Genomic DNA, 23,062 nt, shown 5'->3' with positions numbered 1-23,062 from the left:
AAGAACGCTGCCAAAGCCACGAAACAAGAAATAAGGATAAATCTCCCCAACCCTTCTGTTCCTCTTTCTAGAACAGTTTATCGCAGGGTTGGGGATTTTTCTATACACTTGAGTATTGATCGCTTACTGTAAATTACAACAGGGTTATTGATTTTATCGTATTTTTCTAACTTGATGAATGGAAAGTTCTCTCCATTTTTCGAAAAAAAGCCCCACTCATCATTGAAAATGAGGGAGGCTTTGATAATGGTTATGTCATTCGATCAGGATCTACTTACATGAAGTTTGGCTCTATGCCTTTTGTTTATCTTTCTTTATTTGCTTACTTCTTAGCTGTCCGCATGCCGCATCAATATCCGTTCCGTGCTCTACACGCACGCCACAATTTATTCCATTCTCAAGCAATACTTGATAGAAATCCAAAATCGCCTGTTTCTCACTGCGATCATATTGAATGTGTTCATCCACTGGGTTATAAGGAATTAAATTCACGTAAGACAAGTGGCGCTTATTTTTTAATAACTGTACAAGTTGCTCCGCCTCTTGTTTATGATCGTTTACTCCTTTTAATAAAATATATTCAAAGGTAATCCGGCGATTGGTTTTTTCCAGATAATAATCGATCGCATCCATTAGTTTCTCAAGAGGGAACGCTCGGTTAATTTTCATAATTTGTGTTCTTAATTCATTATTTGGTGCATGCAAGGATAAGGCCAAATTGACTTGCATGTTTTCATCCGCAAAATCATAAATTCGTTTCGCCAATCCGCTTGTTGACACCGTAATATGACGAGCACCGATAGAAAGCCCGTTTTGATCATTGACAATTCTTAAGAAATTCATCGTATTCTGATAATTATCAAATGGTTCGCCGATACCCATCACTACAATATGACTAACACGTTCTTGTTTCTCTTTTTGGTCCAAATGTTTCTGTACATTGACAATTTGCTCTACGATTTCCCCAGCAGATAAGTCGCGATCTTTAGTGAGAATACCACTCGCACAAAAGGAACACCCAATATTACAACCTACTTGAGTGGTTACGCATACCGAGTAGCCATAAGGAAATTTCATTAAAACCGTTTCAATCAAATTACCATCAGTTAACTTAAACAAGAATTTAATGGTACCATCTTTTGATTCTTGTTTGATTTCCTGCTGTAACGTTCCTAAGTAAAAGTTCTCTTCCAGTACTAATTGACAGTCTTTGTTTAGATTCCGCATTTCATCGAAGCTGTTCACACGTTTTTTGTATAACCAATCCCAAACTTGTTGCGCGCGAAATTTCTTTTGACCATGTTCTATTAACCAATCTTGCAATTGTTGTTGTGTTAATGAATAAATAGAGGTTTTCACCAACATCCCCCTTTTCTAAATAAGACAAATCTTCATCATTTCATCATACTGAATATTTGACAGCTATGCAAGTTTAAAATTTTAATACGGTGATATCTATACTATTTACAAAGTGGTTATGGTCAATCATAATAAAGTTGATTTTTTCCTGTTTATTCAGTTCAAGATCAAAGTGTGGCCATGTTCATAGGATTTTCTTTGCTTACCATATAAAAATACATGGGACTACAGCACTTTTGTAATAAGAAAAACCAAGCAACCCCCACCTGGCCCTTTATTACTATATAAGTTGAACTTATAAATGTAACAAAAACGTGTGACAAGCAAGTCATTGCTCGCATGATTTTCTGATAATGCCTCGTTTGATTCATTCGTGTGGATGGATCAAGAGCACATACCAGATCAATGAGACATTATTTCATTCCACTTATGTAATCAAAAGAAAATGCTGACTACCGATAAGGAGAGAATATGACTTTACGATATGGCATAATTGGACTCGTTACGTTACATTATCCAACGTATCGGTATTACGATTCATTCCAGGTCAACATCATTTCAAATCCTATTATACCAAGGATCCTATGCTTTATTTTCATATAAAAAATAGTCCCTCCCATCTTAGCCTGAACAGGAAAACGCAAGGTTATTCGAGATAAAAAACTATGCTGTAAAGAAATTCATCACCATGAAATAAAAGAATTTACATAGTTTGGGTTGCTTTTTTTGTCTATGCTTGTTATAATACAATTAGCTATTTTGTTCGATGACACCTTCAAGTATGTAACGTAAAGTGTTCGTTTTGGGGCAAGAGCAAGAATAGTAATACATTTGTGTGAAAGTTTCACACTAGGAGGAAAAGAAATATGGTACAAGGTACAGTAAAATGGTTTAACGCAGACAAAGGTTTTGGATTCATCGAAGTTGAAGGACAAGACGACGTATTCGTACACTTCTCTGCTATCCAAGGCGAAGGCTTTAAAACACTTGAAGAAGGTCAAAGCGTAACTTTCGATATCGAAGAAGGTAACCGTGGACCACAAGCTGCTAACGTAGTGAAAAACTAATTAGCGCTTTTGTAAAAAAGCTTATGCAGTTGCATAAGCTTTTTTTATTGGATTAATTCTTCTAAAATGACAACATGGTTATACACTTCATCCTTAGCCCCATACACCAATGTCAGGTTATCACCATATTTATTTCGATATTCTCTTAACGACTCCAGCGCTGTTGCTTTATCCTGATCTTCTTTTAATTCTTGCATATATTTCTGCCTAAACATGGCAAACTTCGTCGGATCATGGGCAAACCATTTCCGCAATGCCGGGGACGGGCCAATCTCTTTTAACCATACATCGATTTGTGCCTTTTCCTTGGACACTCCTCTTGGCCAAAGACGATCCACCAAAATCCGAAAACCATCTTGTTTGCTTGGTAATTGATACACTCGCTTTCTTCGCATATACTTCCCCCTAAGCAAATTATTAGACCTTTCCACTCCTTCAGCGTATCATTTCCTACATATTAGATTACCTTAAGGAGTGATATACTTGTCAACCACATTTTCCAATGTAAACTTTTCTGTTTTAGATTTAGCACCGATTCTTTATCAACAAGACATCCGTACTTCTTTAAATAACAGTGCTAACTTAGCTCAACACACAGAACAGCTTGGTTATCACCGCTATTGGTTGGCCGAACACCATAACATGCCCGGTATTGCTAGTTCTGCCACTTCCTTGTTGATTAGCCATGTAGCCAGCCATACCCAATCTATTCGCGTTGGATCTGGGGGCATCATGTTGCCGAATCACGCACCACTCGTTATCGCCGAGCAGTTTGGTACGTTAGACGCCTTATACCCTGATCGAATCGACCTTGGCTTAGGACGAGCACCGGGAAGTGATCAAGCAACTGCCTTTGCCTTACGTCGGACACTAAACAGTAGTCCAGAAGACTTTCCTAATCAAGTAGAAGAATTAGAATCCTATTTTGCAGGAGATGCGCGTGTCAAGGCCGTTCCCGGCAAAGGAGCAAATGTACCAATCTGGCTACTAGGCTCTAGTGATTTCAGTGCCCGATTAGCGGCTGAAAAAGGACTGCCTTTTTCTTTTGCCAGTCACTTTTCTCCAGATTATACGGTACCTGCTTTAAGCCTATATCGTGATCGATTCCAACCTTCCGAGCACTTAAATCAGCCGTATGCCATGGTGGGTGTCAATGTTATTGCAGCCGAGACAAATGAAAAGGCCAAATGGTTAGCCACCTCACAACAACAGCAATTTCTTTCGATGGTACGAGGCGCACCTTCTCAATTAATGCCGCCAATCGATGATATTGACCAAGAATGGAGCATATATGAAAAGGCTTCTGTTGAAAAAAATGTGAATAGTAAGTCTACCATTATTGGTGATAAGACAGCTGTCGCCGAGAAACTTGCCCAGTTCCTTGAAGAAACTGCGGCAGATGAAGTGATTATTAATTCACAAATTTATGATCATGAAGCAAGAAAACAATCCTACCAAATCGTCGCCGACGTAGTAAACGGTTAAGTTTATCCCCCTTCTTCTGCCATTTCTTTAGGCAGGAAAAGGGGGATTTTATCATAATCAAACCTTGCTCAATGCTTTTTGCGACTAGCTGGATTATTCTGGATTGGAAGCCATTCCAATACTTCCTGAATCACTGTATCCCAATAGCCCCATTCATGTTCTCCAGCACTAAATGATTCTGTAATCGGCACATCTAATTCCATAGCAAATTGATACATGCGCTTATTACTATCCCAGAGAAAATCCTCTGTTCCACAAGCTTGGAATAACTTTGGAATCCTTTGTTTATCTTCCTTCAACATTTGCAGCAGATAAAAAAGATCAACATCGGTATCTGTTAAATCCTCACCAGCAAAAATATGATAAAGAGCATTGGCGACTGGGTTACTTTCACCTTTCACTTGGCGGTAATGGGTCGCAATATCCATCACACCGGATAAACTAGCTGCGGCGGCAAAACGATCTGGATGACGCAATGCCCATAACCATGCACCATATCCACCCATCGATAATCCGGATACAAAATTATCTTCTCGTTTATCAGATAGCGGAAAAAATGATCGGGCTTTTTGGGGTAATTCCTCTGCGATAAATGTCCAATATTTTTTTCCATAACTCATATCCAAATAAAAGCTATGATCCACTTGTGGCATGATCACCGCTATACCATATGATGCTGCATATCGTTCGATCGAGGTTCTCCTTGACCAGATCGTATGGTCATCACTAAAACCGTGTAATAAATACAAGACAGGAAGCTTACCATCCATGCGTCGATTTTTTTGACCGATTTGATTGGATGTTTCTTCCGGCAGAATAACCGTCATGGTTGTACTAAGATTTAATACATCAGAAAAGAAATTACAAGTAATTAATGCCATCATTCATCCCCCTATGTCTCATTTCCTTTTTATTATTCTAGCACAGATACTTGCTGTTTGTAGATGAAAAGCACCGTTTTTTTTCACAGATCTTAAGCTAGAGTTTCCATTAAGTTAAATCAAAGTAAACAATATGAGTGGCAGCTTCCTCTATCCACTTATTTAAAGATCAAAACCGGTTCGAAACCAAAACGCTTTCTTATTTTATGTAGATTAACCATGCGCCATCAGAAAAAAGCTTATTTCTGACAAACCAAAAGAGAATCTGCTACAATAAAGGGAAGTTCCAACAATCATATATACTCGCTAATTTAGACGAGAAGATTACATACAAATAGTTGCAGCAAAGGACGAATAAATGATGGTAGATAAACAAACAAAACGACCGCTCGTATTAATCGCCTTGGTACTCTCCATGTTTATGGCAGCCATTGAGGGAACCATTATCGCTACAGCCATGCCAAATATCGTTTCCGACTTAGGTGGATTCTCATTATATAGCTGGGTTTTTTCTAGCTTTCTATTAATGCAAGCGGTAACTACGATGGTATATGGAAAACTAGCCGATTTATTTGGACGAAAACCGATTTTTGTCATTGGTGTAGGGATTTTTCTTATCGGTTCCTTATTATGTGGACTTGCTCATACGATGACTGCCCTGATTATTTTCCGTCTTATCCAAGGATTGGGGGCAGGTGCCATCCAACCTATCGTAACCACCATGGTAGGAGATATGTATAATGCCGAAGAACGAGCTAAGGTGCAAGGATACCTAGCTAGTGTCTGGGGAATTTCTTCCGTTGTCGGCCCACTTCTAGGTGGATTTATTGTTCAATTTATACATTGGGCTTGGATCTTCTGGATTAACATCCCGCTTGGTTTAATTGGCTTGGCAGGAGTGATGATATTCTTCCACGAAGATGTAAATAAGGAGAAGAAAAAGGTTGACTATCTTGGCACAAGTCTTTTCTTTATCGCCATTTCCTCGTTAGTTATTGTTTTTGTTCAAGCCGGAACTAATTGGGCATGGATGTCTCTAGAGACCCTAGGCTTGCTTGGATTATTTATTATTGGTATCGTTCTGTTCATATGGCAAGAACGTAAATCTACAGCACCAATGATGCCCTTGCACCTTTGGAAAAATAAACTCATGGTCATTGCCAACGTAGCTACTTTACTTTCCGGTATGATTGTTTTAGGATTATCCAGCTTTCTCCCCACCTTTGTACAAGGGGTGATGGGAGAATCAGCGATTGTTGCAGGATTTACGCTGAGTACTTTATCGGTAGGTTGGCCGATATCTGCCACCATTGCAGGGCACTTGGTATTACGAATTGGTTTTAAACAAACAGCATTTATAGGTGGTATCGCCTTGTTTATTGGTACATTGCTCTTTTTCTTACTGGATGCCGATAAAGGACCGATCTATGCAGGTGTTAGCTCATTAGTAGTAGGCGTCGGCATGGGGCTCACGTCAACAACATTTATCGTAGCCATCCAAAACAGTGTATCCTGGCAAGAGCGAGGAGCAGCCACCTCCTTAAATATGTTTATGCGGGTTATCGGTAGTGCGGTCGGCGCCTCTTTACTTGGCGGGCTCTTAAATCTCAGGCTACAGCATTTCTATCAACAACAGGCTGTAGATGTGGATATGCCCAATACGGATGCCTTATTAAATCAGGATCTCCAAGACACCATTTCGTCGGATACCTTGACATTAATGCAAGATGGGCTATCTTATGCACTACATACGGTATATCTAGGCTTGTTTTTAATTGGTACGCTTACGTTTATCATTCTATGGTTTTTCCCGAAAGTATCGATACCCAAGCAATAAGACTTTGAAGAAACGCGCATTTGTATGTTTTGACTTAAACGTACGTTATTCGACAACGCTACAAAGAAGATACCAATGGAAGATACAATTACCTAACATCTTCAATATCTCTTAGTAATGACAAAGCCAGATACCAAATAAACTTCTTAGTCTTTCTTCATTATGGTATGATAAGAATAGGGGGTGTACATCATGAAGCTAAGCAATTTTATTTTACACAATGATATTTTACTTGTTCATGCCGATATTAATGGAAATGATTACATCTTTACCGTTAAATGGCGAACTTTTACTAATAAAAAGGGTGGCGATTGGGAATTAAAATCCTATCTCAATAATTCCAACGGTAAAAGGGACCTAACCGAACAGCAGCTGCAGAAATTTATCGACCGAATTAATCCGCAATGGGACTGGGACAATGATCAGAAGCACATATCGGATGCATTAAAAAATGACTAGTGGCAAACTTAGACCACTAGTCATTTTTTCGATAAGAGGATGACCTCGAATCTTCTAACCTAATGACAGATACGATAACCTATCGTTAAACCTGGATTTCTGCTTGTTGAGTTTGCATACGCTCAAACCATTGCAATTGTTCACTCAATTGAACAACCTCTCCAATTACAACCATAGACGGATTACTTACCTCATTCAACCTCTCCGTTATAGAAGCCAAATCGCCTTTGATCGTTTTTTGATGGGAAAAGGTTCCCCAATGGATAATAGCAACAGGAACAGCTGGATTTAGTCCTGCTTGCAGTAGCTTCTCGCATATCACTGGAAATGTCTTGATCCCCATATAAAAGCATAGCGTATCTGCACCATTAGCGAGATGCACCCACTCTTCATTCGATCTTTCATCAGGGTTAGCACCATTGATAAAACTAACGGAACCACTTACATGCCGATGAGTCAATGGGATCCCCGCATAGGCAGCAGCACTGATACCGGATGTGATCCCCGGTACTACCTCATAATCAACCTGGTTTTTCTCAAGTACAACGGCCTCTTCTCCACCTCTGCCAAAAATAAAAGGATCCCCACCTTTTAATCGAGTGACAACCTTACCCAGCTTAGCGTGGAATAGCAAATGTTCATTGATTCGATCTTGAATCAAGCCATGCTTATTAGGTTCTTTTCCGCAAAAAATGAGATCTGCCTCCACTTTGGCATGTTGTAAAAGATTAGGATTAATTAAGCGATCATATAAGATGACATCCGCCTCTTTAATAGCTCTCAATCCCTTTATGGTTATTAATTCCTCATCTCCTGGTCCTGCTCCCACTAAGTAGACTTTCCCCATGTTGTTCCCATCCTTTCTCTCTTATCACTTTTGTCGGTCTTTCTCTATATCTTACTAAAATATACGTTGCAAAAATGGCTAAGGTGAGGATAATAACCTGATTATAACTATATTGCACCAATATTTCCGTTAGAGCAAAGGCAATGACTAAAGATACAATTGGCGAGGTAATCCATACCTTTGCAATCTGATGAATGATCTTTTGCTTCCAAACCTTCTTCTTATCTTTACTTGCCTGAATACCTACAATCGCAGCAGTAGTTATTTGAGTCATTGGTATAGGAATACCTAAAAACGAAGCCCCCACCACAAGGCTTCCTGTAGCACCTGAGATGACAATTCCATTCCCCAAAGTCAACGAGGTAATCTTTTTGGCGTTGGTTTCTAAAACCTTCCCACCAAAAAAGATACTGCCTAAGACCACTACAATCGCAATAAGCGGCAATCCGGCTTCCATCGACACAATATTTGATCCCACTAATGGCGCTAAAGCGTTGGCCACGTTATTCATCCCTGCTGCAATAGCCTCCACGATCCCGGTAATAAGTAATATGACGGCTAATAGTTTTACCGGTGGCCGGTAATTCATCTTTTTAGACAAGACGCGCTTGACCTTTTCTAGAAAGTAAGGAATAAGGAAAGCCGCTACTGGGACAATCACCCAGAAAGACACAATCATGGCAATCGTGTCCACATTTACCTGTCTAAAACTTAAGCCAACTCCGACAATGGCACCCACTGTTACTTCACTTGTTGATAAGGGAATTCCGATGTAATTGGTAACCAGCAAGGTGAAACCTGATACTAATAAAATGATACAAGCGACTTTCACTGTCATGATATCTTCAGGGATAATACCTTTACCGAGAGTACCTGTCACGTACTGTCCTCCGAATACACTACCAACTACTGCCCCTATCCCAGCTAACAGAAGGGCAAGTTGTCGTTTGGTAATTACTTTTGCCCCATAGACAATCCCCATGCTAGCAGCAGAACCACTTGCACCGATATTAAAAGCAAATAAACAAGCCGCTACAATTGCTATGATCGTTAACATCTTATCCCAACCTTCAGTCCATCAATTTCTTTAATTCATTTATACCGATAAGAAAACTTGGATTAATGATCAAAAAATGAAGTAGTAATCTCTTTACTACCATTTCTATTCATTACTCCCACACGTTTGCTTGTTTTACCTCATAATGAAAAAATCCTACTTGGCTTCAGTTAAGTAGGAAGTACACCTCTTATCTGCCAATTACTTGCTGGATTTAGCACAGTACATAAAGCCTGTTGCTGGGGATTCAATGGGCCAGTTCCCTTCTCCCCTCTGGATAAGAAAAACAATATAGGTTTTCATTTATTTCCTGTTATTAGTTGATCCTAAATATAAAGGATTCTACGTCTTCTGTCAATAGGATAACCAAAAAATTTTATAAAATAGGCTTGTAATCTTCCTCATTATAGGATATGATGCGTGTATGAAAATCCTATAAATAATAATCTTATCAAGAGAGGTAGAGGGACTGGCCCGATGACACCTCAGCAACCAGCATACAGATGTATGGTGCTAATTCCAGGCGGCTAACTACCGACAGATGAGAGAATACTATCTTAGTACACAAGAAGTCTTCTGCTTATCGAAGACTTCTTTTTGATTTTTACAGCGAAAGGATGAAAACCAATGAACAGAATGAAAACATTGCTTGCTCAAATCGGCAATCGCAAGGACGTACGAACAGGAGCGGTAGAACCTCCTATATACCTATCGACAGCTTATCAACACCCAACCCTTGGTCAATCAACGGGATATGACTATACCCGAACTGCTAATCCTACCAGGGAAATCGTTGAAGAAGCGATTGCCACGCTGGAAGGTGGCGTAAGGGGATTTGCCTGTGCCTCTGGAATGGCAGCTATTCAATTGATTTTTTCGTTATTCAAACAGCAGGATGAAATTATCGTTACAGAAGACATCTATGGCGGCAGTTATCGTTTGTTTGAGCATTTACAAAAGGCATATGAGATAAAGCCAGTCTATACCGATCCCAATGATATAGAACAAAAAATCACCAGTCACACCAAGGCACTATTCATTGAAACACCTACCAATCCGTTATTGATGGAAATTGATATAGAAGAAGTGGCTGCTATTGCCAAAAAACACCATCTGCTTTTTATTGTAGATAATACCTTCTATACCCCTTACCTTCAACAGCCACTATTGTTGGGTGCCGATATTGTTATTCACTCTGCGTCTAAATATCTGGGTGGACACAATGATGTCTTAGCAGGACTCGTTGCTGTCAAAGAGGAGTCCTTAGCAGAGCGACTTACCTATTTACATAATGCCATTGGTGCTGTACTGTCACCTTTAGACTGTATGCTGTTGATCCGAGGCATGAAGACATTGCCGCTGCGCCTAGAGCAACAACAAGCTAACGCGCAAGAACTGGTGACATTTTTAAACAAAGAACCACAAGTTGAAGAAGTCCTTTATCCAGGAAAAGGTGCTATGATTAGTTTTCGTGTAGTTGATAATAAGCTGGTTGCTTCATTTTTAGAAAAACTAAAGATTATCTCTTTTGCAGAAAGTTTGGGTGGTGTAGAAAGCTTTATTACTTATCCTACGACACAAACACATGCCGATATTCCGCAAGAAGAATTACAAAAACGTGGGATTTGTAACAAATTACTTCGTTTTTCCGTTGGTATTGAGCATGTGGAAGATTTGAAAGAAGATATTCAGCAGGCACTGAGAGAGAATTAAATAAACGCTTCTTCAGTGAAGTGCATAACCGAAGTATTTATGAAAGAAATGAAATCGGCAGAAGCAACATAAACCTGCCTCTGCCGATTTCTATCAAATACATTCGTTTTGCATATGAAAGTGCCTCATCCAAACAATAACCGAATCGCCCCAATAGCTGCAAACAACAACACCAATGTCTGAAATACCTTTTGAGGCATGATTTGAATTATTTTCACACCTATTAGCGCACCAATCAAGATAACGGGAATTAATAGAGCATTAAAGCTTAGTGATTCCGTTGTAATAATGCCAAGTGACATATAAAAAGGAAATTTTATAATATTAACCGATAAGAAAAACCATGCCCCGGTACCAACAAATTCTTTTTTTGGCAGACCTTTCACTAGTAAATAAATGGTCATTACTCCCCCAGCTGCATTGCCGATCATCGTGGTAAAACCAGCTAATATACCCATACTGTAAGTGAAGATTTTGGATTCCGGCAGCATTTCAACAAAACGCTCTCCCCATTTTTTCTGACCCATATGTAAAATAATTAATCCAAGCACTAGTATTCCAATCATCGGCTTTAACTGTTCACTTGTCACCACATTTAATACCAAATAACCAAGTAAAATACCGAGTAATACCCAAGGAAGCAAGGATAATAAGTAGCGCCAAACTACATTTCTTCGATAAAAGATTACAGCAAATAAATCTCCAACCATTAATAACGGAAGTAAAATACCGATTGATTCTCTCGCTGGAAAAAGCAACATAAAAATGGTGACTACTAAAATCCCCATGCTTGCTACTCCTGCCTTAGAAAAGCCAATAAGCAATCCTGCAAAAATAACCACGATCCATTCCCACATACTTAAGTCAAACACACTATCACTCCCTTTTTAAAACGCTTTTCCACATCGTTAAGTACTCGTAAATTTCCCTGCCTTTATGGTGGAGATAGCTTAAACTGTTAACAGGTGTTTCACATAACCACATTAACGATGACCCAAATTAATACAAAGCTCACGATCATGGTTAAGTTTGAAGCAGTTCCCACCAGCCGCTGATTATAGCCGAACATAATGGAATACGGTAATACAGAAGCTGGAGTTGGCAAAATAAAACCAATTAGTAAAGTAAATTTAAACATTTCGTCCACTGGCAGCAGAAGGTAACATGCCGTTCCCATTATCAATCCTAATCCATACTTGGTGGCTAGGAAAGCAACTAACATTTTTCCATAACCTTTAGCAAAGGAGAAGTTCAAATACAACCCCAATAATAATAAGGAAAGCGGCATATTCGCTACAGAGATAACGTTTGTAATATCAATGAACGTCGATGGTAAGGATAAGCCAAATAAATTAATGAGGCATACAAGGAAATACGTCATTAATGGCACAGACTTCGATAATTTCACGGCAATCGAGCGCATTTCCAATGTACCTGATCCACTGGCAAAATACCCTGCGATAATATAAGTTAATCCAAAAACAATGAAAGCATTCCCAACATCTAGCATGCCAAAATATTTGAGGCCTTCCAATCCAAAGAGGCCTTCCACTAATGGATACGCAAACAGACCAATATTTAAGCCTGGTACCATCATTCCAAAGGTTCCTTTCACCTCCCGAGAATGTTTACGAAACACAAAAAGAGCTAATCCTGCGCATATCAAACCGTAAACAAAGGCAATAACAACTAAATAAAATAAAGAGGGTGCGAATGTCACATCGTTGAACGTTACGATAATTAAGCATGGTAACGTTAGATTGAAAATAACCCTAGCAATGCCTTCCCCATCCTTTTCCTTTACAAGCTGAACTCTTTTTAATACATAACCGATCATCACAATCGTAATCGAAATAAGAAATTGTTCGTTAAATCCACTCATTTATGTATGTCTCCTCAATTAGTCAGTAACACTTTCTACTATATCACAAGTTGCAAGCCTTTCCTTCACATTAATTCTTTGACATAATATAAGGCAAGCTGTACCATAAGTAGTAATATAAACAATTAGTACAGTTAAAGGAGGTTCGCTTCTCTTCAGTGGAGAAACGCATAATGTTATGAAAGAAACTTGGTTCTTTTTAGATAGTAGTAAACAAACACCAGCTTATAACATGGCAGTGGATGAATGCTTGCTCCAGTGGCACAGTGAGGGGAAAATCCCCCCAGTTCTTCGTTTTTATGAATGGTTACCTGCTGGACTTTCCATTGGTTATTTCCAAAAAACGAAAAATAAAATAGATTTAGATGCCGCCAAAAGAAATGGTATTCCGGTAGTTAGAAGGTTAACTGGTGGACGTGCAGTCCTGCACGATCAGGAACTAACCTATAGCGTGATTGTATCAGAGCAGCACCCCAAGATGCCAAAATCGGTTAAAGAAGCTTACTTGATCTTATCCAGAGGGCTGCTTGCTGGGTTTCAAAATTTGGGGATTCAAGCCGAGTTTGCTATACCTGATAATCAACGAAGCACTACGCAATCTGCCGTTTGTTTTGAAGAACCTTCTTGGTATGAGCTTGTAGTGGATCAAAAGAAAGCCGCCGGAAGTGCCCAAACCAGAAAACAAGGGGTCATCCTTCAACACGGTTCCATCCCTTTGTCTGTCGATAATGATCGATTGTATGATCTCTTCGTCTACCGGAATGAGCGAGTAAAACAACGAGCACGTAATGCCTTTAATGATAAGGCAATCTCTATCGACAAAGCTGCCGAAAGAGCAGTCAGTCTACAGGAAGCTAAACAAGCGTTTAAAGAAGGTTTTGAACAAGGATTGGACATTCAATTGGAAGCCTTTCACTTATCCACGGAACAAGAGCAAGAAATCCATGCGTTAATGAAAAACAAATATTTAAAAGATGAATGGAATCTTTCTAGATAGGAGTCGATGATCAGATGGCAAAACAAGAAGAACACCTACGTAAACCGGAATGGTTAAAAATCAAAATCAATACCAACAAATCCTATAATCGATTAAAACACCTTATGCGTGACAAACGACTAAATACGGTTTGTGAAGAGGCTAAATGCCCTAATATTCACGAATGCTGGAGTGAGCGACAGACCGCTACCTTTATGATTTTAGGAGACACCTGCACGAGAGGTTGTCGTTTTTGTGCCGTGAAGACAGGTCTTCCGAATGAGTTAGATTGGGGCGAGCCAAAACGTGTGGCGGAGTCCGTTGAAATTATGGGGCTAAAGCATGTGGTTGTAACCGCCGTTGCTCGTGATGACTTAAAAGATGGCGGAGCGGCTGTGTTTGCGGAAACAGTACGTCAAATCCATAAAAATGTGCCCAGCTGTACCATCGAAATCCTCCCTTCTGATATGAAAGGAGATTACGAAAGCTTACATACCTTAATGGACAGTGAGCCAGATATCTTCAATCATAATATTGAGACCGTCAGAAGATTAACCAAAAAAGTTCGGGCGATTGCCATGTATGACCGCTCTCTTGAACTATTGAGACGAGTCAAAGAGATTGCCCCTAATACGCCAACCAAATCCAGTATTATGGTTGGACTTGGAGAAACGAAGGAAGAAATCATCGAAGCAATGGATGACCTTAGGGCTAACAATGTTGATATTATGACCATCGGCCAATACTTGCAACCAACAAAAAAACATTTGAAAGTAGAACGTTATTATCATCCTGATGAGTTTCAAGAGCTCAAACAAATCGCCTTATCCAAAGGGTTTACACATTGTGAAGCTGGACCACTTGTACGTTCTTCTTATCATGCCGATGAGCAAGTGAATCAAACCGCTGCCCAACGCCGGATTAAATACATGAAAGGATATGAAGAAACAAGTGGAAAAGAATTAGATAACCTGACGTTTTAGGTGTGGAAAAGGAGACAAATCAACATGGAAAAGTATCAAACACTGTTTTTAGATATTGATGGTACCACACTACGCAGTGATCATACCATCCAGCCATCTACTAAAGAGGCTATAAAACAGGCGCAAGCTAATGGGGTTGAGGTCTTTCTTGCAACGGGAAGACCGATTCATGAAATTCAGGATATCGCAAAGGAATTAAACGTTCATTCTTTTGTAGGCTATAATGGGGCACTGGCTATCTATGAGGGTTTTACAGTAGTAGATGAACCTATTTCACCTGAGGTTATTGATTTCTATCTACAAGTGGCCCAAGAAAACGATGATGAGTTAGTTTTCTACACCAGCCAGTTGAACCTGCTAACCAATGATACAAAACCCTATATGAAAGAGTTTATCGACTATTTCGGGCTCTATAATTATAAGAGCTATCACAAAAGCTTCCGAGAAGAAATTCTTGGTATAACCATTGTGAACCTAAGACCAGAAGAGCTTCATAAGTATCAGCTTGCAGGTCATGACATCTATTTTTCCAAAATTAATGTGGCAGCAATTCAAAACGGCTATGACGTTATCCGGGAAAGTGTCAATAAAGGAGAAGCCGTCAAAAAAGTGCTGGCCCATTTAAATTTACCGTCTGAAACAGCGATTGCCTTTGGGGATGGGATGAATGACAAGGATATGCTTGCTTTTGTTGGAGAAGGTTTTGCCATGGGGAATGCCGATGAGGAATTACAACCCTTTGCTAACCGACAAACAACCTCAGTTGAAGACTCAGGTATTTATAATGGTTTAAAACAACTCGGTATTACAAAGTAGGTAGCGAAAACGTTCCCTGTTCTCTTTATTTAGAAAGTTCATGCTTTTTAAAGATTTAAAAAGGCTTACCTGGTGTAAGTCTTTTTTCTAGGGCAAAAAACAGATAATTCTTGATATTATAGGATTTAGATTGATTTTGAAAGAATCAACAATTCAGGATCTGTTTTTGGTGAGTAATGAAGGACCGGAGGATTTCAGCAGGATTTGACTTGCTTTTGCCAAGTCGATATGTGATAAGAGAGTAAAATGAAGTAATACATTTCCTATGGCATTCGCCCATTTTATAAAAAAATGGTTATTTGCCTTAACCTTCAACCGGAACAAACATACATTATATAGTGATAAAACACAAGGAGGTTTGATCAGTATGAGTTATTACGGTGGCTGTTACAACCCATGTGGTGGCTATGGCAGTGGTTATGGCAATGAATGTCAGACTGGCGGTTACGGCGGTGGATTTGCTTTAATCGTTGTGCTTTTCATTTTGTTAATTATTGTAGGGGCTTCTTTCTATTGCTAACCCATTTCCACTTTCATGAATAACAAATGAAATACCTGTCGAAGGGGTCGAGGCAAAGTTGTTACGGCCCTCTCCCCAACTACAGAGAACCCTATCTGTGCTTAAACAAATAATAAGTTAAAAATCCTCTCCCCTGCTGGACTGCATGTTCCATAATATGCAGTTCAGTTTTTGCAGGGAGTTTTTTTATCCTGTCAAAAAGGATATAACTTCTTATTGTGAATTCCCCCAAACAAGATGTATACTTAAGGATGTGACATAAACATTATAAAGGTCATAAACCATTATGGATAGCAGAAAAAGTTAATTATGTTGGAGGTATAGGTTATCATGAAGACAAAATTGCACCTATTATTTGGTGGTAAATCAGCGGAACATCAAGTATCCTTACAAACGGCAAAAGCAGTTATGAACGCCGTTGATAAGGATCGTTACAACATCCAGCCCCTTTTCATCGATGAAAAGGGTGGTTGGAATAAAGTTCCTGCTATAGATGGGAAGGTAACAGATATTCAACACCTTATTGAAACGACCGATCAAACGGCTGTTTCTCCACTTACTTTAAATAAACTAGAAGAAACCGAAACAAATCAAGTCGTTTTCCCATTATTACATGGTCCAAACGGTGAAGATGGTACCGTGCAAGGTCTGTTGGAACTGCTTGATCTACCTTATGTTGGAAATGGCGTGTTAGCTTCTTCTACTGGAATGGACAAAATCACGATGAAGGCCATTTTTGCTCAAGCAGGATTACCGCAAGTTCGATATATAGGGTTCCTCCACAAAGAATGGGAAGAAAATCAAGATACTCTTGTGCAACAAATAGAATCAGAGCTAAACTATCCTTGTTTTGTTAAACCTGCCAACCTGGGTTCAAGTGTAGGTATTAGTAAATGCAACAATCGTGAGACATTGGATGAAGCGGTACGTGAAGCCTTACAATATGACCGGAAAATCATTGTTGAACAAGGGGTCGATGCACGCGAAATTGAAATGGGTGTTATTGGAAATGATGATCTAGCCTGTTCCGTAGCAGGAGAAATTGTTGCCAGTACAGAATTTTATGACTACCAATCCAAATATGAGGATGGTAATACTGGTTTGATTATTCCAGCAGATATCCCAGAAGAATCCTATGATCAAATGCAGCAAATGGCAAAGCATGCCTATCGTTCCTTAGATTGTTCTGGATTAGCCAGAATGGATTTCTTTTTAACGAAAGATGGTGAAGTACTGGTTAATGAAGTCAATACCATGCCAGGGTTCACCCCATTCAGCATGTTCCCGTTATTATGGAAACATAGCGGTTTAGATTATCCTGCACTCATTAATAGATTAGTAGAATTGGCCTTGGAAAAACATCAAGAGAAAATGAATATTCGATATACTATGGATGAATAGGAGCGTACCAAATGATTAATAGAACCTTATCACAAATAGCTGTGATGGCAAACGCTGAGCTTTCCTCCAATCAGTACAGCAACAGAACAATGACCGGGGTATCGATTGATACTCGTTCGATTGAGGAGGGACAGCTTTTTATCCCTTTCACCGGGGCAAACGTCGATGGACATCAATTTGTTGAACAGGCCTATGAAAATGGTGCAGCTGCTGCTTTTTGGCAAAAGGATGTTCCTAATCCACCAAAAGATGTCCCTTTATTATTTGTGGATGACAGCTTACAAGCCATGCAGGACTTGGCAAAAAACTATCGCATAGAAACCGGCGTCAAGGTCATTGGAATCACAGGAAGCAATGGCAAGACCTCTACTAAAGACATGGTCGCTCAAGTATTAAGCGGACATTTTAAAGTACAGAAATCGCAAGGAAATTATAACAGCCAGCAAGGACTCCCACTCTCGCTATTTACTTTAGACGAGGATACGGAGATTATGGTGTTAGAAATGGGAATGAGTGATATTGGGCAAATTGCTAAATTAGTAGATATTGCTTGTCCGAATATATCGATTATTACCAATATTGGTGAGTCACATATGGAAATATTGGGATCACGAGAGCGAATAGCAGAGGCGAAATTTGAAATCACCTCGAACCTTAGTCAAGAAGGACTTTTTATCTATGACGGGGATGAACCTTTATTGCAACAAAAGTTGACAGAGGATCAAACCCCTTTTATTTGTAAATCCTTTGGTAAATCGAAGACATCCGACATCTACCCGCTCTCGATTGAACTAAAGGGTGATGGAACAGAGTTTATCGTTAATCAATTTCCAGATAGCACCCTTTACCTTCCTGTTCTTGGGATTCATAATGTAAAAAATGCGATGGCTGCTATCTTGGCTGCGATCCATCTTGGCGTTCATGAAAACGAGATAAAGCAGCAATTAACCAATTTACAGCTAACGGCTATGCGAATGGAGACAATTCAGGGTAAAAAACAGTCACTTATTGTCAACGATGCCTATAACGCCAGCCCCACCTCGATGCGGGCAGCTATCTCACTCATTGATTCCTTAAAAGGATATACCAGTAAGATTCTCATTCTTGGAGACATGTTGGAGTTAGGTGTAGCCGAGAAGGAGCTTCACCAAGAAATCGGACATTTCATTGCGGAACAAGGAATTCACTATGTATATACTTACGGGGAACTGGGTAAGGAGATTGCCAAAGGAATTAAAGAAACAAAATCCTCAATACAAGTCACATCATTTATGGATAAAGAAACACTAGTTGCGGCTGTTACCCCTCTCTTGCATCCACAAACGGTTGTACTCTTAAAGGCTTCGAGAGGAATGAAACTAGAAGAACTGCTTGATGAACTAGTATAATTTAAAGGAGCATTTTAATAAATGTACTCCCATCTTCCTTGGGGATGACGACCATTTTTTCAAGTTTTCCACTTTTTTTGGTCGTCATCAGATCTACCATTGCACAATAACACCAATTGTAATGGCGACTTTATACACTCCTAAGAACAAAAGCACAAAATGCTCGTTCAGAAATGTATGAACTGGGCAGAGTAAGTGTAGGCGCCGATGTTGAGTTATCGTACAACGGAGGAAAGCCCGAGCTTGTTGCTGGACGACCCGCTTTGAAAATAATTATCCTCATAGATGGGTTTTATTCTTAACCCATAAAAAAACAGACAACATCACCAAGTTGTCTGTTTTTTGTTTAGCTCGGCACAACGGTTTCACCATTCCAGGCAAGCATACCGCCATCAACATTGATAGCCTGATATCCTTTGGCCAATAAATATTGAGCCGCTCTCGAGCTTCTGCCGCCAGAACGGCAGATAATGTAATAGTCTGTCTGGTCATCCAGCTCCGTTAAATGCTCTGGAAGCTCACCCAGCTTAATGTGCTTGGCATTGGGAATCATGCCTCTTGCAACCTCGTCATCTTCTCTGACATCAATAACCGCCAACGTTTCATCATTAGATAATTTCTCGGCTAATTCTGTTGTATGTATTTCTTGCATTTTCATCTCTCCAATCAAGCTATATTCATCTACAGTATAGCAATGTTTTTGTTTATTTGTCATTTAATTTAATGACAATAAAGCATGAAATTTTTGTAAAAGTGACCAAACCTCTGATATTTATGAGTTCACACGCTATATTTCGTAAACATTTTAACATATTTGTCTTTCTATTTCTAAATCCTAGATGTTCATACAGTCATTGTTACTGAGTTTCTCTTATAAAAAGAAAACGACAAAGTTCACACCGCCGTTTTCTTTATTCATTAAATAATCTTAAACTTACTGATTTCTTTTTCCAAATTCTCAGCTGATTTATCTAATTCTACTGCACTCTTGGACACTTCGTCCATCGATTGATTAGCTTGTTCGGCGGAGGCAGCCGTTTCTTGTACAGCCGCTGCCGATTCTTCACTTACTGCCGCGATTTCATCAACTGATTTTTTCATGTTTTGACTATTCTCTTGTACCAATTCCAGTTCATGTACCATCAATTCAACATGATTGACCATCCCTGAAATCGAGGTATTTATCTGTTGAAAGCTTTCTCCAGTAGTTCCTATTTGCTCTGTTCCTTTCTCCACTTCTTTAAACCCATTTTCTAAAGAGGAGGCCACTTCATTTGATTCCGTTTGAATATTACCGACTAGTCCTGTAATATCTGTTACCGAATCTGTCACCTGTTCCGCTAATTTCCTTACTTCATCCGCTACTACGGCAAAGCCATTACCAGCTTCCCCAGCGCGGGCTGCTTCAATCGCCGCATTTAATGCTAATAGATTAGTCTGCTCGGCAATCTCTTTAATCACGACCACAATCTTATCGATTTCTTCTGTCCGCCTGTCCAGCCCAGAAACTCGTTGATAGGAATCATGTACCGTTTGATAAATTATTTTCATTTGATCGATCGTCACTTGTAGTTCTTGTCTGCCTTGTTCACTTAATTCCTTCATCTCTTGAGCTTGGCTACTTACATTTGTGCCACTTTTCGCAGCAGTTTTCACCTTCAGATTATATTGATCCACAGATGTCGCCAAATCACTTGCATGACTAGCTTGAGACTCTGTACCAGACGCCAATTCTTCCATCGTTGCCGCAATCTGTTCACTGCCTTGTTTGACTTGATCAGAGGCTTGACTTAGTATAGTTCCCTGCTGCATCACTTGACCGGTGGCAATCATTACTTGGTTAATCATTACATATAGGTTATCCTTCATCTTATTCAAGGAATCAGCTAAATCAGCAAATTCATCTTTACCTTTCACCTTTACTTTTTCACCCGACAAATCCCCACTAGACAAACGATCTAATTCTTCTATCATTGCCTTAATATTATAATTCATGACACGGACAAACAAGATAATGATCGCCAGTCCAATCACTGTAGAGAGTATCAGAGTTATGACAGTCGTCTGTAAAATATCTTGACGCATTTGCATCGCTAATGCATGCATATCAAAATCAGAGGCAAGCACGCCAACCACTTGATTGTTTTCATCATAGATCGTTTTAGCAAAAGTAACAACCGGATTGCCTGTCAAGTTATCTATATATGGCTTTGACCATATGACCGTTTCCGGTGATTCTATTGCTTGTCGATACCAATCTGCTTCTGTTGCATTATAATCAGACATCCTCAATTCTTCGGTAATATTACTTAAATACAAAGCACCTTCCGTTGTACCAATATATAAATTAATCATATAATCATCCGAATGCATCTGGTCTGACAGTGTCTCCTCATAATAGCTTGTTAATAGCGGATCATTCACTTCTGGCATATTAGGATACGTATTTGTCGGTTGATCACTTAAGTCCACCTGTTGATAATCCATTTCCTCTAATTCGGATAATTCGGTTAACTTTTGTTCGTATGTATTAAATACATCCTGATATTTGGGTAATGTCTCTACAATATCATCCTTTTCTATAATGGCTTTTTCCAGCACTTCTGTTTGCTGGTACGAGAAATAACCTACAATTGTACTTGGGATAATGAGCAGCGCGAGCATAATAACAGGTATTTTATACTTATTTTTAGACAGTTTCTTCATATTAAATGCTCCTTTTTATGTGAAAAAAATAACAAAAATAATCATATCATATTTTTCAATAGTTGACTATCATTTTTTGATTCTTTTTTATTAGGTATAAAAAACTAATTAATGCACAAAATATAATTAACTTAGCGTAAATTTGGATGATAATTTCTATATAAGTTGAACTTATAAATGTAACAAAAATGTGTGACAAGCAAGTCTGTGCTCGTTTTATTTCCCGATAGTATCTCTCGTTTGATCCATGAGGCATTATTTCATTCAACTTATTTAGTTTTAAAAAGATGATAGGAAGGGACTTAGCATCTTCCATTATTCTGTTTTCTGCTTTCCATAAATTTTACACTTTTTAGCTTTCTCCTTGTAAAAACAGTATAAAACCCTATCATATAAGCTTTTAAAAGGTTACAAAGTGTTTACAAAGGTATTTTGCCAATGATTTCGGTTTTATTTTTGGGACAAACTGTGCTACACTCGCCAAAGAAATAACAAGAGAAAGGAATGAATCTAGATGAATAAAAAAACCATATGGAGTATTGCGTTTCTATTCATGTTTACGATATTAGCTGCTTGTAGTAACGATGATGATGGCGCATCAGATGATAATAGTGAGGAAGCGGGCGATTCAAATACAGAGGAGCAAGCAGAAGGTGGCGCAGAAGGCGGTGGCGAAATGCCTGAAATGCCTGAGCCAGACTTAGAGGGTGTTCCAGATACTGTAGCGGAAGTCAATGGCGAGGAGATTTCCAAGAATGAGTTCGAAACAGCCTATACGTCTCAATTTCAACAAATGGCCATGCAAATGCAAATGACCGGTGAAGAACTGGATCAAGATCAACTAAAACAGCAAGTAGCGGAAAGCTTAATTGGACAAGAATTGTTGGTTCAAGAAGCGAACAATGAAGGTATAGAAGCCTCAGAAGATGAAGTAAACTCGACGATAGACGGTTTGATCGAACAAAATAACTTTGAATCAAGGGAAGATTTGATCGCTGCATTAGAAGAACAAGGAACAGGTGAAGAAGAATTTATGCAGCAGGTAGAATCACAAGTCCAATTAGACACTTTGATCAACAATGAATCTGGAGATTTAGAAGCAAGTGAAGAAGAAATGCAAGAACTATACGACCAATTGGTTGCCCAACAAGAGCAGCAAGGTCAACAGAGTGAATCTGGGGAGGAACAAAGTATTCCTTCTTTTGAAGAAGCACAACCGAACTTAGAACAACAAGTTATTAATCAAAAGAGAGCAGAAGTAGTTCAAGGACTTATCAGCGAACTACGCGAGAATGCAGAGGTATCAACCAATCTATAATGAATCATAGCTAGGTCTTCCTAAAGACCTAGCTTTTTTATGATTTCTATGACGATTTTAAAGAGCAGATTTACGATGATATGGGAAGAATTCTATGATGATTTCAAAAACAAGAGCTATGCAGAAATGACAGAAGAAATTATCGACAAAATATCTGATCAAGATCAAGATAACACAATAAACAATGATAAATAAAAACCAGTAAGGAAACTTCATTTAGTGGATTAGGATGTTTTCCTCAATTACAATTGGCGGTTCCATCTGCTCATAATACCCATTATCTCCCTCTTTTTTTTGCAGTAGTCGTCTTGCAGGCAATTGCTATATGATAAAATGAGATGTATCCCCTATCATCTCCTTCAAACCC

Annotated in this window: 22 protein-coding genes and 2 riboswitches; of the genes, 13 read left to right on the top strand and 9 right to left on the bottom strand. The window is 39.1% G+C overall.

What is annotated here, in order from left to right; translation table 11 throughout:
* Positions 1-291: 291 nt before the first annotated feature.
* On the bottom strand, positions 292-1,365 hold the full coding sequence (gene rlmN, locus E0E32_RS02320; protein WP_066187344.1) for a dual-specificity RNA methyltransferase RlmN: 1,074 nt from the start codon (positions 1,363-1,365) through the stop codon (positions 292-294).
* 860 nt (positions 1,366-2,225) lie between these two features.
* Here rlmN and E0E32_RS02315 point away from each other — a divergent pair.
* The gene (locus E0E32_RS02315; RefSeq protein ID WP_018934369.1) at positions 2,226-2,426 is read left to right on the top strand and encodes a cold-shock protein; all 201 of its coding nucleotides are present in this window, start codon (positions 2,226-2,228) and stop codon (positions 2,424-2,426) included.
* A gap of 44 nt (positions 2,427-2,470) precedes the next feature.
* Here the strand turns inward: E0E32_RS02315 and E0E32_RS02310 are convergent, their stop codons facing one another.
* Entirely contained in the window at positions 2,471-2,821 is a 351-nt protein-coding gene (locus E0E32_RS02310) for a DUF488 domain-containing protein (protein ID WP_066187341.1), read from the bottom strand.
* A gap of 88 nt (positions 2,822-2,909) precedes the next feature.
* On the opposite strand from E0E32_RS02310, the gene E0E32_RS02305 reads away from it, so the two are divergent.
* Positions 2,910-3,911, top strand: coding sequence for an LLM class flavin-dependent oxidoreductase (locus tag E0E32_RS02305; RefSeq protein ID WP_130858826.1), 1,002 nt, complete (start codon positions 2,910-2,912; stop codon positions 3,909-3,911).
* A gap of 68 nt (positions 3,912-3,979) precedes the next feature.
* Here E0E32_RS02305 and E0E32_RS02300 read toward each other — a convergent pair whose 3' ends face one another.
* Entirely contained in the window at positions 3,980-4,792 is an 813-nt protein-coding gene (locus E0E32_RS02300) for an alpha/beta hydrolase (protein ID WP_130858850.1), read from the bottom strand.
* 361 nt (positions 4,793-5,153) lie between these two features.
* Here E0E32_RS02300 and E0E32_RS02295 point away from each other — a divergent pair, with 361 nt between their 5' ends.
* Together E0E32_RS02295 and E0E32_RS02290 are read left to right on the top strand one after the other, a co-directional pair.
* Positions 5,154-6,629 carry an MDR family MFS transporter gene (locus E0E32_RS02295; protein ID WP_066187332.1) on the top strand — a complete coding sequence of 492 codons (1,476 nt, stop codon included), beginning with the start codon at positions 5,154-5,156 and terminating at the stop codon, positions 6,627-6,629.
* A gap of 192 nt (positions 6,630-6,821) precedes the next feature.
* Positions 6,822-7,088 (top strand): hypothetical protein, encoded by a 267-nt coding sequence (locus E0E32_RS02290; protein WP_066187330.1) that lies wholly within the window; start codon positions 6,822-6,824, stop codon positions 7,086-7,088.
* Positions 7,089-7,173: 85 nt separating this feature from the next.
* Here E0E32_RS02290 and cobA read toward each other — a convergent pair whose 3' ends face one another.
* Both cobA and E0E32_RS02280 read right to left on the bottom strand, forming a co-directional pair.
* A complete protein-coding gene (gene cobA, locus E0E32_RS02285) occupies positions 7,174-7,935 on the bottom strand; it encodes a uroporphyrinogen-III C-methyltransferase (RefSeq protein WP_130858825.1) in 762 nt (253 codons plus the stop codon).
* Entirely contained in the window at positions 7,895-8,992 is a 1,098-nt protein-coding gene (locus E0E32_RS02280) for an inorganic phosphate transporter (RefSeq protein ID WP_130858824.1), read from the bottom strand. Before E0E32_RS02280 ends, cobA begins: the two co-directional genes overlap by 41 nt.
* 187 nt (positions 8,993-9,179) lie before the next feature.
* A riboswitch (SAM riboswitch) is annotated at positions 9,180-9,276 on the bottom strand.
* Between the two features lie 161 nt (positions 9,277-9,437).
* Positions 9,438-9,540, top strand: a riboswitch (SAM riboswitch).
* Positions 9,541-9,619: 79 nt separating this feature from the next.
* Between E0E32_RS02280 and E0E32_RS02275 the strand changes: the two genes are divergently transcribed.
* A complete protein-coding gene (locus tag E0E32_RS02275; protein ID WP_130858823.1) occupies positions 9,620-10,705 on the top strand; it encodes a methionine biosynthesis PLP-dependent protein in 1,086 nt (361 codons plus the stop codon).
* A 125-nt stretch (positions 10,706-10,830) separates the two neighbouring features.
* Here E0E32_RS02275 and E0E32_RS02270 read toward each other — a convergent pair whose 3' ends face one another.
* Both E0E32_RS02270 and E0E32_RS02265 read right to left on the bottom strand, forming a co-directional pair.
* Entirely contained in the window at positions 10,831-11,577 is a 747-nt protein-coding gene (locus tag E0E32_RS02270; RefSeq protein ID WP_066187321.1) for a sulfite exporter TauE/SafE family protein, read from the bottom strand.
* A gap of 98 nt (positions 11,578-11,675) precedes the next feature.
* On the bottom strand, positions 11,676-12,587 hold the full coding sequence (locus E0E32_RS02265; protein WP_066187319.1) for an AEC family transporter: 912 nt from the start codon (positions 12,585-12,587) through the stop codon (positions 11,676-11,678).
* A gap of 178 nt (positions 12,588-12,765) precedes the next feature.
* Here E0E32_RS02265 and E0E32_RS02260 point away from each other — a divergent pair, with 178 nt between their 5' ends.
* The 6 genes from E0E32_RS02260 to E0E32_RS02235 all read left to right on the top strand — a co-directional run bounded on the left by E0E32_RS02260 (position 12,766) and on the right by E0E32_RS02235 (position 18,671).
* The gene (locus E0E32_RS02260) at positions 12,766-13,584 is read left to right on the top strand and encodes a lipoate--protein ligase family protein (protein WP_066187315.1); all 819 of its coding nucleotides are present in this window, start codon (positions 12,766-12,768) and stop codon (positions 13,582-13,584) included.
* Between the two features lie 14 nt (positions 13,585-13,598).
* Positions 13,599-14,546 carry a lipoyl synthase gene (gene lipA / locus E0E32_RS02255; RefSeq protein WP_066187312.1) on the top strand — a complete coding sequence of 316 codons (948 nt, stop codon included), beginning with the start codon at positions 13,599-13,601 and terminating at the stop codon, positions 14,544-14,546.
* A 24-nt stretch (positions 14,547-14,570) separates the two neighbouring features.
* Positions 14,571-15,362, top strand: coding sequence for an HAD family hydrolase (locus tag E0E32_RS02250; protein WP_130858822.1), 792 nt, complete (start codon positions 14,571-14,573; stop codon positions 15,360-15,362).
* Positions 15,363-15,729: 367 nt separating this feature from the next.
* On the top strand, positions 15,730-15,882 hold the full coding sequence (locus E0E32_RS02245) for a YjcZ family sporulation protein (RefSeq protein WP_078059915.1): 153 nt from the start codon (positions 15,730-15,732) through the stop codon (positions 15,880-15,882).
* Between the two features lie 330 nt (positions 15,883-16,212).
* Entirely contained in the window at positions 16,213-17,283 is a 1,071-nt protein-coding gene (locus E0E32_RS02240) for a D-alanine--D-alanine ligase (protein ID WP_130858821.1), read from the top strand.
* Positions 17,284-17,294: 11 nt separating this feature from the next.
* Entirely contained in the window at positions 17,295-18,671 is a 1,377-nt protein-coding gene (locus tag E0E32_RS02235; protein ID WP_066187306.1) for a UDP-N-acetylmuramoyl-tripeptide--D-alanyl-D-alanine ligase, read from the top strand.
* Positions 18,672-19,017: 346 nt separating this feature from the next.
* Here the strand turns inward: E0E32_RS02235 and E0E32_RS02230 are convergent, their stop codons facing one another.
* Together E0E32_RS02230 and E0E32_RS02225 are read right to left on the bottom strand one after the other, a co-directional pair.
* Complete coding sequence (locus E0E32_RS02230) at positions 19,018-19,386, bottom strand: rhodanese-like domain-containing protein (protein ID WP_350308614.1); 369 nt, start codon at positions 19,384-19,386, stop codon at positions 19,018-19,020.
* A gap of 203 nt (positions 19,387-19,589) precedes the next feature.
* Positions 19,590-21,377, bottom strand: a complete 1,788-nt coding sequence (locus tag E0E32_RS02225; RefSeq protein ID WP_130858820.1) for a methyl-accepting chemotaxis protein — start codon at positions 21,375-21,377, stop codon at positions 19,590-19,592.
* 514 nt (positions 21,378-21,891) lie between these two features.
* Here E0E32_RS02225 and E0E32_RS02220 point away from each other — a divergent pair.
* Both E0E32_RS02220 and E0E32_RS21990 read left to right on the top strand, forming a co-directional pair.
* A complete protein-coding gene (locus tag E0E32_RS02220; protein ID WP_130858819.1) occupies positions 21,892-22,695 on the top strand; it encodes a SurA N-terminal domain-containing protein in 804 nt (267 codons plus the stop codon).
* A gap of 48 nt (positions 22,696-22,743) precedes the next feature.
* Complete coding sequence (locus E0E32_RS21990) at positions 22,744-22,890, top strand: hypothetical protein (RefSeq protein ID WP_165444925.1); 147 nt, start codon at positions 22,744-22,746, stop codon at positions 22,888-22,890.
* Positions 22,891-23,062: the final 172 nt, after the last annotated feature.

This window comes from Gracilibacillus phocaeensis, assembly GCF_900626275.1.
Classification (GTDB): domain Bacteria; phylum Bacillota; class Bacilli; order Bacillales; family Amphibacillaceae; genus Gracilibacillus; species Gracilibacillus timonensis.
This window is presented reverse-complemented; position numbering and strand designations above follow the sequence as displayed.

What these genes read in the sequence shown, in the direction of transcription:
- E0E32_RS02310 (WP_066187341.1), bottom strand. Translation starts at nt 2,821, where the DNA reads ATGCGAAGAAAGCGAGTGTATCAATTACCAAGCAAACAAGATGGTTTT.
- E0E32_RS02235 (WP_066187306.1), top strand. Translation starts at nt 17,295, where the DNA reads ATGATTAATAGAACCTTATCACAAATAGCTGTGATGGCAAACGCTGAG.
- E0E32_RS02260 (WP_066187315.1), top strand. Translation starts at nt 12,766, where the DNA reads ATGAAAGAAACTTGGTTCTTTTTAGATAGTAGTAAACAAACACCAGCT.
- E0E32_RS02240 (WP_130858821.1), top strand. Translation starts at nt 16,213, where the DNA reads ATGAAGACAAAATTGCACCTATTATTTGGTGGTAAATCAGCGGAACAT.
- E0E32_RS02250 (WP_130858822.1), top strand. Translation starts at nt 14,571, where the DNA reads ATGGAAAAGTATCAAACACTGTTTTTAGATATTGATGGTACCACACTA.
- E0E32_RS21990 (WP_165444925.1), top strand. Translation starts at nt 22,744, where the DNA reads ATGACGATTTTAAAGAGCAGATTTACGATGATATGGGAAGAATTCTAT.
- E0E32_RS02265 (WP_066187319.1), bottom strand. Translation starts at nt 12,587, where the DNA reads ATGAGTGGATTTAACGAACAATTTCTTATTTCGATTACGATTGTGATG.
- lipA (WP_066187312.1), top strand. Translation starts at nt 13,599, where the DNA reads ATGGCAAAACAAGAAGAACACCTACGTAAACCGGAATGGTTAAAAATC.
- E0E32_RS02295 (WP_066187332.1), top strand. Translation starts at nt 5,154, where the DNA reads ATGGTAGATAAACAAACAAAACGACCGCTCGTATTAATCGCCTTGGTA.
- E0E32_RS02315 (WP_018934369.1), top strand. Translation starts at nt 2,226, where the DNA reads ATGGTACAAGGTACAGTAAAATGGTTTAACGCAGACAAAGGTTTTGGA.
- cobA (WP_130858825.1), bottom strand. Translation starts at nt 7,935, where the DNA reads ATGGGGAAAGTCTACTTAGTGGGAGCAGGACCAGGAGATGAGGAATTA.
- E0E32_RS02220 (WP_130858819.1), top strand. Translation starts at nt 21,892, where the DNA reads ATGAATAAAAAAACCATATGGAGTATTGCGTTTCTATTCATGTTTACG.
- E0E32_RS02275 (WP_130858823.1), top strand. Translation starts at nt 9,620, where the DNA reads ATGAACAGAATGAAAACATTGCTTGCTCAAATCGGCAATCGCAAGGAC.
- E0E32_RS02280 (WP_130858824.1), bottom strand. Translation starts at nt 8,992, where the DNA reads ATGTTAACGATCATAGCAATTGTAGCGGCTTGTTTATTTGCTTTTAAT.
- E0E32_RS02300 (WP_130858850.1), bottom strand. Translation starts at nt 4,792, where the DNA reads ATGGCATTAATTACTTGTAATTTCTTTTCTGATGTATTAAATCTTAGT.
- E0E32_RS02230 (WP_350308614.1), bottom strand. Translation starts at nt 19,386, where the DNA reads ATGACAAATAAACAAAAACATTGCTATACTGTAGATGAATATAGCTTG.
- E0E32_RS02245 (WP_078059915.1), top strand. Translation starts at nt 15,730, where the DNA reads ATGAGTTATTACGGTGGCTGTTACAACCCATGTGGTGGCTATGGCAGT.
- E0E32_RS02225 (WP_130858820.1), bottom strand. Translation starts at nt 21,377, where the DNA reads ATGAAGAAACTGTCTAAAAATAAGTATAAAATACCTGTTATTATGCTC.
- E0E32_RS02290 (WP_066187330.1), top strand. Translation starts at nt 6,822, where the DNA reads ATGAAGCTAAGCAATTTTATTTTACACAATGATATTTTACTTGTTCAT.
- rlmN (WP_066187344.1), bottom strand. Translation starts at nt 1,365, where the DNA reads ATGTTGGTGAAAACCTCTATTTATTCATTAACACAACAACAATTGCAA.